Origin of the sequence: Geminocystis sp. M7585_C2015_104 (assembly GCA_015295805.1) — a bacterium.
Lineage (GTDB): Bacteria > Cyanobacteriota > Cyanobacteriia > Cyanobacteriales > Cyanobacteriaceae > DVEF01.
Genome location: DVEF01000085.1, coordinates 1 through 7,184 on the forward strand (window position 1 = coordinate 1; position 7,184 = coordinate 7,184).

Here is a 7,184-nt window from a genome sequence, read left to right on the forward strand (position 1 = left end):
GGCCTATACTATGTGCCATAGGCACGATCGCCGGCGTCTCCCAAACCGGGGACAATATAGCCGGCATCGTTGACTTGTTCGTCGATCATAGCACTGTAGATGACAAGGGAGGGGTACTGGGCGCTGAGTTTTTGGAGGGCAGGGGGTGCAGCCACAACAGAGATAATACGGATGAAGTCGGGATTGCCTCCCCGTTGACAAATTTCTTTCATGGCCAACATAATAGTGCCGCCGGTGGCTAACATGGGTTCGAGGATAAGGATAGGGGTATTGGGGGGAAATGTTTCTGGTAGTTTGTTAAGATAGCAGGTGGGTTGGAGGGTGGACTCATCCCTAACTATTCCTAGATGGTAAGTGGAGGCGAGAGGGATAACTGTCTGACTGCCCTCTGCTAGGGCTAAACCGGCTCTCATGATGGGCACTAGGGCTATTTTGACCTGAGGGTTGATAAAGGTGGCCTTAGCCTTTGCTAGGGGGGTTTCAATTTCTCCCTCTGTGGTTGGCAACCACTCCCTTACTGCCTCGTAGGTAAGCCAACGCCCCAATTCCACCATGGCGGTTTTAAAAAGGGGGGTGGGGGTATTCTTGTCCCTTGCCACGGCCAACCAATGCTTGATAAGGGGGTGGGGAGGCACATAAATTCTCAACTGGGCTGCCATGATGTTTTTCCCTCCCAGATAGCTCAGATAGTCAGTGTCTCATTATACTGGCTCTGGATATACCATAAACCACAGTCAATAGTGACTTGAGGGACAATCTAGTATATTGTTAGGTGTTGGACTAGTAATAGGCGGTTGGAGATGACTAACACCGACAAAGATTATACTAAAGTGGAATTACAAAGAGAGGACAAGGGAGCCAAAGCGCGTCAGTTGTTGGGGATGAAAGGGGCGGCAAGGGGCAAGAACATCTGGCTTATAAGGCTACAACTGATGAAGCCCATAACATGGATTCCCCTAATGTGGGGAGTAATTTGTGGGGCTGCTTCTTCTGGGGGGTTTGTATGGAGCGTAGAGGATGTGCTCAAATCCCTGACTTGTATGTTTATGTCTGGCCCTCTTATGGCCGGTTATACTCAGACTCTCAATGACTATTATGACCGGGAAATCGATGCTATTAATGAGCCCTATCGCCCCATCCCCTCCGGCGCCATTTCCGAGGGACAGGTCATTGCGCAAATAGTAGTACTCTTATTGGCTGGGGTTGCTACAGCCTATGGACTGGATAGGTGGGCAGGGCATCAGTTTCCCACTATTACCTGTTTAGCTCTCGGTGGAGCCCTCCTATCTTATATCTACTCGGCACCCCCCTTGAAACTGAAACAAAACGGCTGGTTGGGCAATTATGCCCTGGGCGCCAGTTATATAGCCTTGCCTTGGTGGGCTGGCCATGCCCTGTTTGGCGATTTAAACTGGAGGATTGTGATTTTGACACTTATTTACAGCTTGGCGGGGTTGGGTATTGCCGTAGTCAATGACTTCAAGAGTGTAGAGGGGGATAAAAAGCTAGGCCTAAAATCCTTGCCGGTGATGTTTGGAGTTACCACCGCCGCCTGGATTTGCGTATTTATGATTGACTTTTTCCAGATTGCCATTGGGGGCTATCTGATTTATATTGGTGAGAATCTATATGCCACTATTCTCCTCTTGCTTGTAATACCACAAATTACTTTCCAGGATATGTATTTCCTAAAAGATCCCCTGAAAAACGACGTAAAATACCAGGCGAGTGCCCAGCCATTTTTAGTATTGGGGATGCTGGTGGTGGGTTTGGCCCTGGGACACTCTTCAGCTCTGTAATCTGGGAGTAACACGGGGCCTTTAGAAAAACTGGCTCCCTAAAACACACCCCTACTAGGGGCCAGAAAAAACGGCATCTTCGATGTCCTTAAGGGACAAGGAGTAGGGGAAGGCCCTCCGGATGTTGCTATTGTTGGGGCCAGCATTTAGATAGGTAACACACAACTCCTCCGTGTCTAAAACTATTTCTGCTTCCCAGCCGGGTTTTTTTACATACCAGCAGTTTAATTCCTGGGGATTTTGTTCACACCCCATTCTCCTCAGCCAGTTTTCAATCTCCGGCAGGGGGAAATTGTACAGGGGACTTTGTGGTGTTACATTGGCCATATTGACTAGTGGGGTAAATGGCTCTGTTTGTTTATGATAGGGCAGAACTCCGCCACCAAGCAATAGAAAAGGCCAAAAGTAGACACCCTATAATTGTCGTTCCCATTAAAAGGAGCGCGAACAATTCTCCTGCCGACAAAGGCCTTTCTATGGGTTCCAGATAGCTGGACCTACGGGGATTATACTTTATATTGGGGTCTACTTGGGAGGGGGAGGGCAGTCGGCCGTCATAGGGGGTTTGAAGGACATTCCAACGGTAATAGCCAATCTGAAGGTCATATTGGAGTCTTGTCTGGGGATTGGCCAAAATCGCATAGGCCTCATTCAGCTTTTGGAATTTCTCCTTTGCCTCTTCCGGGGGCAATGTGGTGGTGTCAGGATGGTACAATTTACTCAGTTTTTTATAGGCTCTTCTAATTTCAATCACCGACGCCGACGGGTGGAGATTCAGCAAGCCGTAATGGGTGTCGGCGAAGGGGGTCCTATTAACCGGAGAATATTCCACTTGTTTGCCGGATGAATTCACGGTCAGGCAGTCTTTTCTTTTTGACAATTAACACTTGTTTCCCTATTCTAGATCAAGGTTCCACTTTTTAACACCGAGTGCTCTTATGCTTGCCAGCCGTTGTCCTTCTCATCTTATTTCCTTTCTCCTCCCTTGTCTTCTGCTGATTGCCTCTTTTTGTTTGTTTCCCCCCGCTGCTGTCGCCGACCTCAACAACGATCGCTTTGATGGTAATATCTTTGTAGTCTACGCTGGAAATGGTTCTCTCGTCCCCCCCCGCCTCACCCTCAAACAATCTTTGGCGCGGCAAATGCCCGTAATTTTGGTGTACTACTTAGACGACAACAGTGACTGTAAAAAGTTTGCTCCTGTGGTGTCTCGTCTTCAGGAGTTTTACGGTCGGGTTGCTAGCATTATACCTGTAAACGTTGATAGTATAACCATGAAAGAGGAATACCAGCCCGATGAAGTAGGATATTACTATCGTGGGGCAATTCCCCAAACTGTCATTTTAGCTCAAAATGGCAATAAGGTGTTCGATGAGGTGGGGCTTATTGAATTTGAACAGGCTGATGGTGTCCTCCGACGGTTGTTTGGACTTTTGCCTCCCACCAAATCTACAACCTTAAAAAGGGAAAGTTTTAATGAATTTAACAGTGAATTTGTAGGGGAGAATTAGGATTTGTTATGATTAACAACCAACAATTTTTAACAGAAGAGGAGTCCTTAAAAGTTCAGGCCAGTTTGTTGACCTCTGAGGAAAAATTCTTAACTCGTCTGACTATTTCCTCCTGGCGACTTTTGAAATTAATTGCACAGCATTATAACAAGCCCATGGAGGAGCTCACAGTGGAAGAAATAATTTCTTGGATGGAAAGAGACAGTAAAATAAGGCGGGAGAAGGGACCGGAATTTTCAGTTTTAAAATGGTAGGTTATTTGCAGTGTTCTAGTACTTGTAATAGTTGCTCAGCCCCATTGTCAATATACCCCTTCCCACGCAAATAGCCAGTATTGGCACCGGGGAGAATGTAGGTAAGGGGGCGATTCTGGAGACGGGCGGCCAATTTGCGGACACTGCGGAGTTGAATGGGCCAATGGAAAGTTTTTGCTAGCTTTAAAGGGGCAATTTTCCCTTCTCCCACAGGTAGTAAATGACGTCCAGAAAACAAGATACCTCCATTTTTTTCGTAGTACAAACAAGAGGAACCGGGACTATAACCAGGAGTCCAAAAAGCAAAACAATCGTCATAAAAATTATATTCTTCTACAAAGGTAATTGGGGACAAATTGGGCAGTAAATAAGCCTCTTGTTCTTGTATTACTAACTCACAATTGAGGGCCCTTTTCCATTGACCAATATGTTTGCTGATACCATTTCTATTAGTAAGAAAGAGATAGCGCACCCCGTAACCGACGCAAAAATCCCGATACACCTCGGCCCAAAAAGGACAATCAATTAAGATGTTACCTTTAGGATGGATTAGGAGATAAGAGGTGCCTCCTAGAGTATCTCTGTTGGGGGGAAAAGCAACCACATTCTCCAAGACAAATTTTGGTGGTTTGTATTGGGTTATTGTTTGACCAGTATTTCCTGTAAAATTGAGATCGGAACACATTCTTGCTAAACGGTTTATACTTGTGGTTTGTAGCAGGGCCACTGACTCGCAAGGGGTGTGTGGAATCATCTTTCCCTTGGTGTGAGCAGTGGGAGGACTTAGATTCTACAACAAAAGATAGGGTGTTGATAAACAAGAAATGGAATCAATCATTCTTTTCCTTATCCTGGGTGCAATAGGTTATGTGGTGATCCAGAAGACTGCAAGCAAAATCACCAACACCCCCCTCTGGCTACTTTGGCTAGCGTTAATGCTGCCACCGATGATTTGGATAGGCTGGTATCTATGGAATCCCGGGAGTAAGTCTATCCCCCCGCTTTTAGTCATCGCACCTCTTATTTTATCCCCGTTGGTGTATGTTTGGCTAATTGAAATGGGTAGAAAGAATCCTCCCGCTACTGTTATGGGGGAGGGGAATATAAGAAAAGAGGAAAAGATGGATATAGGGGAGAATAATCCTCTGGCCGGTGAGATAAAACCCATGAATGCCGAGGAGGAAAAGGCGTTAAGAGATTGTTTTCCCTGGGGGGTGTATTATCTACAAAAGGTGGACTATTTACCACAGGCGGTACTGTGTTTGGGCAAGTTAATGACGGCCCCAGATTTAGCCTACAACACCGTCAAAGCCAATTTAGAAAAGGTTTTTGGGGACAGATTTTTACTGTTATTCCAGGAGACTATACAAGGACAGCCCTTTTTTGCCCTTGTGCCCAATCCCTATTCTCGTGGGAGACAAAAAGGAAAGGAGGAGAAACTAACCCGTCCTTTTCTAGCCTTAGGATTATTGGCACTAACTCTTATTACTACTACCATTGCCGGGGCAACCATTGCGGGCATTACCGTCGAGGAGATGGAGGCGAATCCGGCACTGATTTTGCGGGGGTTACCCTATAGTCTGTGTCTGATTCTTATCTTAGGCATTCACGAGTTGGGACATTATCTTTTAGCCCTTTATTACAAAATTCGCACCACCTTGCCCTATTTTATCCCCGTCCCCTTCTTTTTGGGTACCTTTGGTGCTTTTATCTCCATTAAAGAGCCAATGCCCCACCGCAAGGCAGCTTTTGATGTAGCAATAGCAGGGCCTGTGGCCGGTTTTTTGGTAGTGGTGCCAGTATTAGTATGGGGTTTAGCTTATTCCCAGGTGGTGCCTCGGGTGGAAGATTCCGGCTTTTTCAACCTTAGTGCTTTAGATCCCCGTTTTTCTCTGCTTTTTGCCTGCATCAGTAAAATGGTGCTAAAAGGGAAGCTAGCGGCGGGTATGGCCATCAAAATGCATCCCATGGCGGTGGCGGGTTATGTTGGCTTGATTGTGACTGCCCTCAATCTAATTCCTGTGGGTCAGTTGGATGGCGGACACATTGTGCATGGGATGCTAGGGCAAAGAAGGGCAATAATAGTAGGGCAAATCACACGACTTCTGATGATTCTACTGGCCTTTCAGAGGAGGGAATTTCTTATATGGGCTGTTTTCCTAATGTTTATGCCTGCTAGTGCCGAACCAGCTTTGAATGACGTAACCGAGTTAGACGACGTCAGAGATTTTTGCGGTTTACTAGCCTTGGTGTTACTGGTGTCTATTATTCTACCTCTGCCACCGGTGGTTGCCCAGTGGCTGAATATGTAGGGGCGAGACAGATAAGTTTGCTTGTGAGAGTATTTATCTTTACTACAATAACTTTTTCTTTTAGTCCTAAATTTATAGGACCACACCCTACTCAATGTTCACTAGGTTCTTGTTTATATTGCTTTTGCTGCTCCTGACTTTTCTGTTTATCCAGTCTTCCTATATCCAGAATGTAGTTGTCCTCTTTGATTTCATTCTTCTTTTAAAGTTTGTCTGTATTCTCGAAGTTATTTTTAAAGTTTATAAGGTCAAGTAGGTCTTTTAAAATCTTTGTGTTTTTTATTACCTAATCAACACATAATTTTCTGTACGGCGGGTGAAAATCCTGTCCAGAGTGGGATGGGATGTTTGCGTTGTGTGTACTTAAAACATAAAGAGTTTTTAGAATTTTATAGAAATACGTCCTAAAGGTAATTGAACCCATAAGTCCCATAAACCCATGAACTGTATCAGCTTTATGATATTGTATTACTCTTGAGAATTCATACCAATAAGTTAAACCTCATATTTACTCCTCCATCTCTAAACAAAGACATCTCTAAACAAAGATGTATAATGTATATGTCTTTATATCCCCCTCGAGATGATTTTTATTTCCCACAATTAAAACATCATGCTCTTTTTCTACCAAGCAAGAAGTCGGACAGCCCCTCAACCGATGTACTAATTGCCTTCCCATTTACTGACTTTCTACCAAAATATTTAGTGCGAGGGAGAAATTTCATTTCAAGTAACTATAATAGTTCTTGAAAATTCTTCAACAGTCACACTGAACTCATACAGGCTATTATAAAAGTAATCATAATTGCTACAATCGGTCCGGTCACCAGTAAATACACCAATACCCCCAATCCTTTTAGCAAATTCCATATCCGATGCACTATCTCCCACCACAAAGGACTTCTTAAAGTCAATATCTGGGAAGGCCTCTTTAGCCTGCAGAGCAAGCCCAATGTCTGGCTTTCTACAATTGCAGACCTCCTTCTCGTAGTCATGTGGACAAAAAAACACGCCATCTATCCTACCACCAGCCTTTTCTATTTCTAAAATCATGTAATTGTGAATTTCTTCAAGATCTTTCAAACTCATAAGACCTTTACCCACACCTCTCTGATTGGTAACTACAACTATTATTTTAAAAATCGTGCTCAGTTCAACAATGGCATCAACAGAACCTTCTATAAACTCAAACATTTCTAAATTTAAAACGTAACCTCCATCAATTTTTTTGTTTATAACACCGTCTCTATCAAGAAATAATGTCCAACCCTTGAAGTTCATGGCTTGCCCTACTGTAGTCTTCTGGTA

At 44.4% G+C, this 7,184-nt stretch carries 9 protein-coding genes; 4 read left to right on the top strand and 5 right to left on the bottom strand.

Annotation, left to right across the window (positions count from 1 at the left end; genetic code table 11):
• Nucleotides 1–8 precede the first annotated feature (8 nt).
• Nucleotides 9–659 (bottom strand): uracil phosphoribosyltransferase, encoded by a 651-nt coding sequence (gene upp, locus IGQ44_10025; protein HIK38310.1) that lies wholly within the window; start codon nucleotides 657–659, stop codon nucleotides 9–11.
• 141 nt (nucleotides 660–800) lie between these two features.
• On the opposite strand from upp, the gene chlG reads away from it, so the two are divergent.
• Entirely contained in the window at nucleotides 801–1,799 is a 999-nt protein-coding gene (gene chlG / locus IGQ44_10030) for a chlorophyll synthase ChlG (GenBank protein HIK38311.1), read from the top strand.
• Nucleotides 1,800–1,853: 54 nt separating this feature from the next.
• On the opposite strand, the gene IGQ44_10035 is transcribed toward chlG, so the two are convergent.
• Nucleotides 1,854–2,126, bottom strand: a complete 273-nt coding sequence (locus IGQ44_10035) for a DUF3143 domain-containing protein (GenBank protein HIK38312.1) — start codon at nucleotides 2,124–2,126, stop codon at nucleotides 1,854–1,856.
• A 31-nt stretch (nucleotides 2,127–2,157) separates the two neighbouring features.
• Nucleotides 2,158–2,652, bottom strand: a complete 495-nt coding sequence (locus IGQ44_10040; protein HIK38313.1) for a J domain-containing protein — start codon at nucleotides 2,650–2,652, stop codon at nucleotides 2,158–2,160.
• Nucleotides 2,653–2,737: 85 nt separating this feature from the next.
• Between IGQ44_10040 and IGQ44_10045 the strand changes: the two genes are divergently transcribed.
• Complete coding sequence (locus tag IGQ44_10045; GenBank protein HIK38314.1) at nucleotides 2,738–3,310, top strand: thylakoid membrane photosystem I accumulation factor; 573 nt, start codon at nucleotides 2,738–2,740, stop codon at nucleotides 3,308–3,310.
• 8 nt (nucleotides 3,311–3,318) lie between these two features.
• Entirely contained in the window at nucleotides 3,319–3,564 is a 246-nt protein-coding gene (locus IGQ44_10050; protein ID HIK38315.1) for a hypothetical protein, read from the top strand.
• A 1-nt stretch (nucleotide 3,565) separates the two neighbouring features.
• Here the strand turns inward: IGQ44_10050 and IGQ44_10055 are convergent, their stop codons facing one another.
• On the bottom strand, nucleotides 3,566–4,249 hold the full coding sequence (locus tag IGQ44_10055) for an MBL fold metallo-hydrolase (GenBank protein HIK38316.1): 684 nt from the start codon (nucleotides 4,247–4,249) through the stop codon (nucleotides 3,566–3,568).
• Nucleotides 4,250–4,388: 139 nt separating this feature from the next.
• Between IGQ44_10055 and IGQ44_10060 the strand changes: the two genes are divergently transcribed.
• Nucleotides 4,389–5,876 (top strand): site-2 protease family protein, encoded by a 1,488-nt coding sequence (locus IGQ44_10060; protein HIK38317.1) that lies wholly within the window; start codon nucleotides 4,389–4,391, stop codon nucleotides 5,874–5,876.
• A gap of 726 nt (nucleotides 5,877–6,602) precedes the next feature.
• Here IGQ44_10060 and IGQ44_10065 read toward each other — a convergent pair.
• Complete coding sequence (locus tag IGQ44_10065; protein HIK38318.1) at nucleotides 6,603–7,157, bottom strand: HAD family hydrolase; 555 nt, start codon at nucleotides 7,155–7,157, stop codon at nucleotides 6,603–6,605.
• Between the last annotated feature and the right edge of the window lie 27 nt (nucleotides 7,158–7,184).

Coding starts and splice junctions, on each gene's coding strand:
- upp (HIK38310.1), bottom strand. CDS start 659: ATGGCAGCCCAGTTGAGAATTTATGTGCCTCCCCACCCCCTTATCAAG.
- chlG (HIK38311.1), top strand. CDS start 801: ATGACTAACACCGACAAAGATTATACTAAAGTGGAATTACAAAGAGAG.
- IGQ44_10035 (HIK38312.1), bottom strand. CDS start 2,126: ATGGCCAATGTAACACCACAAAGTCCCCTGTACAATTTCCCCCTGCCG.
- IGQ44_10045 (HIK38314.1), top strand. CDS start 2,738: ATGCTTGCCAGCCGTTGTCCTTCTCATCTTATTTCCTTTCTCCTCCCT.
- IGQ44_10050 (HIK38315.1), top strand. CDS start 3,319: ATGATTAACAACCAACAATTTTTAACAGAAGAGGAGTCCTTAAAAGTT.
- IGQ44_10055 (HIK38316.1), bottom strand. CDS start 4,249: ATGTGTTCCGATCTCAATTTTACAGGAAATACTGGTCAAACAATAACC.
- IGQ44_10060 (HIK38317.1), top strand. CDS start 4,389: ATGGAATCAATCATTCTTTTCCTTATCCTGGGTGCAATAGGTTATGTG.
- IGQ44_10065 (HIK38318.1), bottom strand. CDS start 7,157: ATGAACTTCAAGGGTTGGACATTATTTCTTGATAGAGACGGTGTTATA.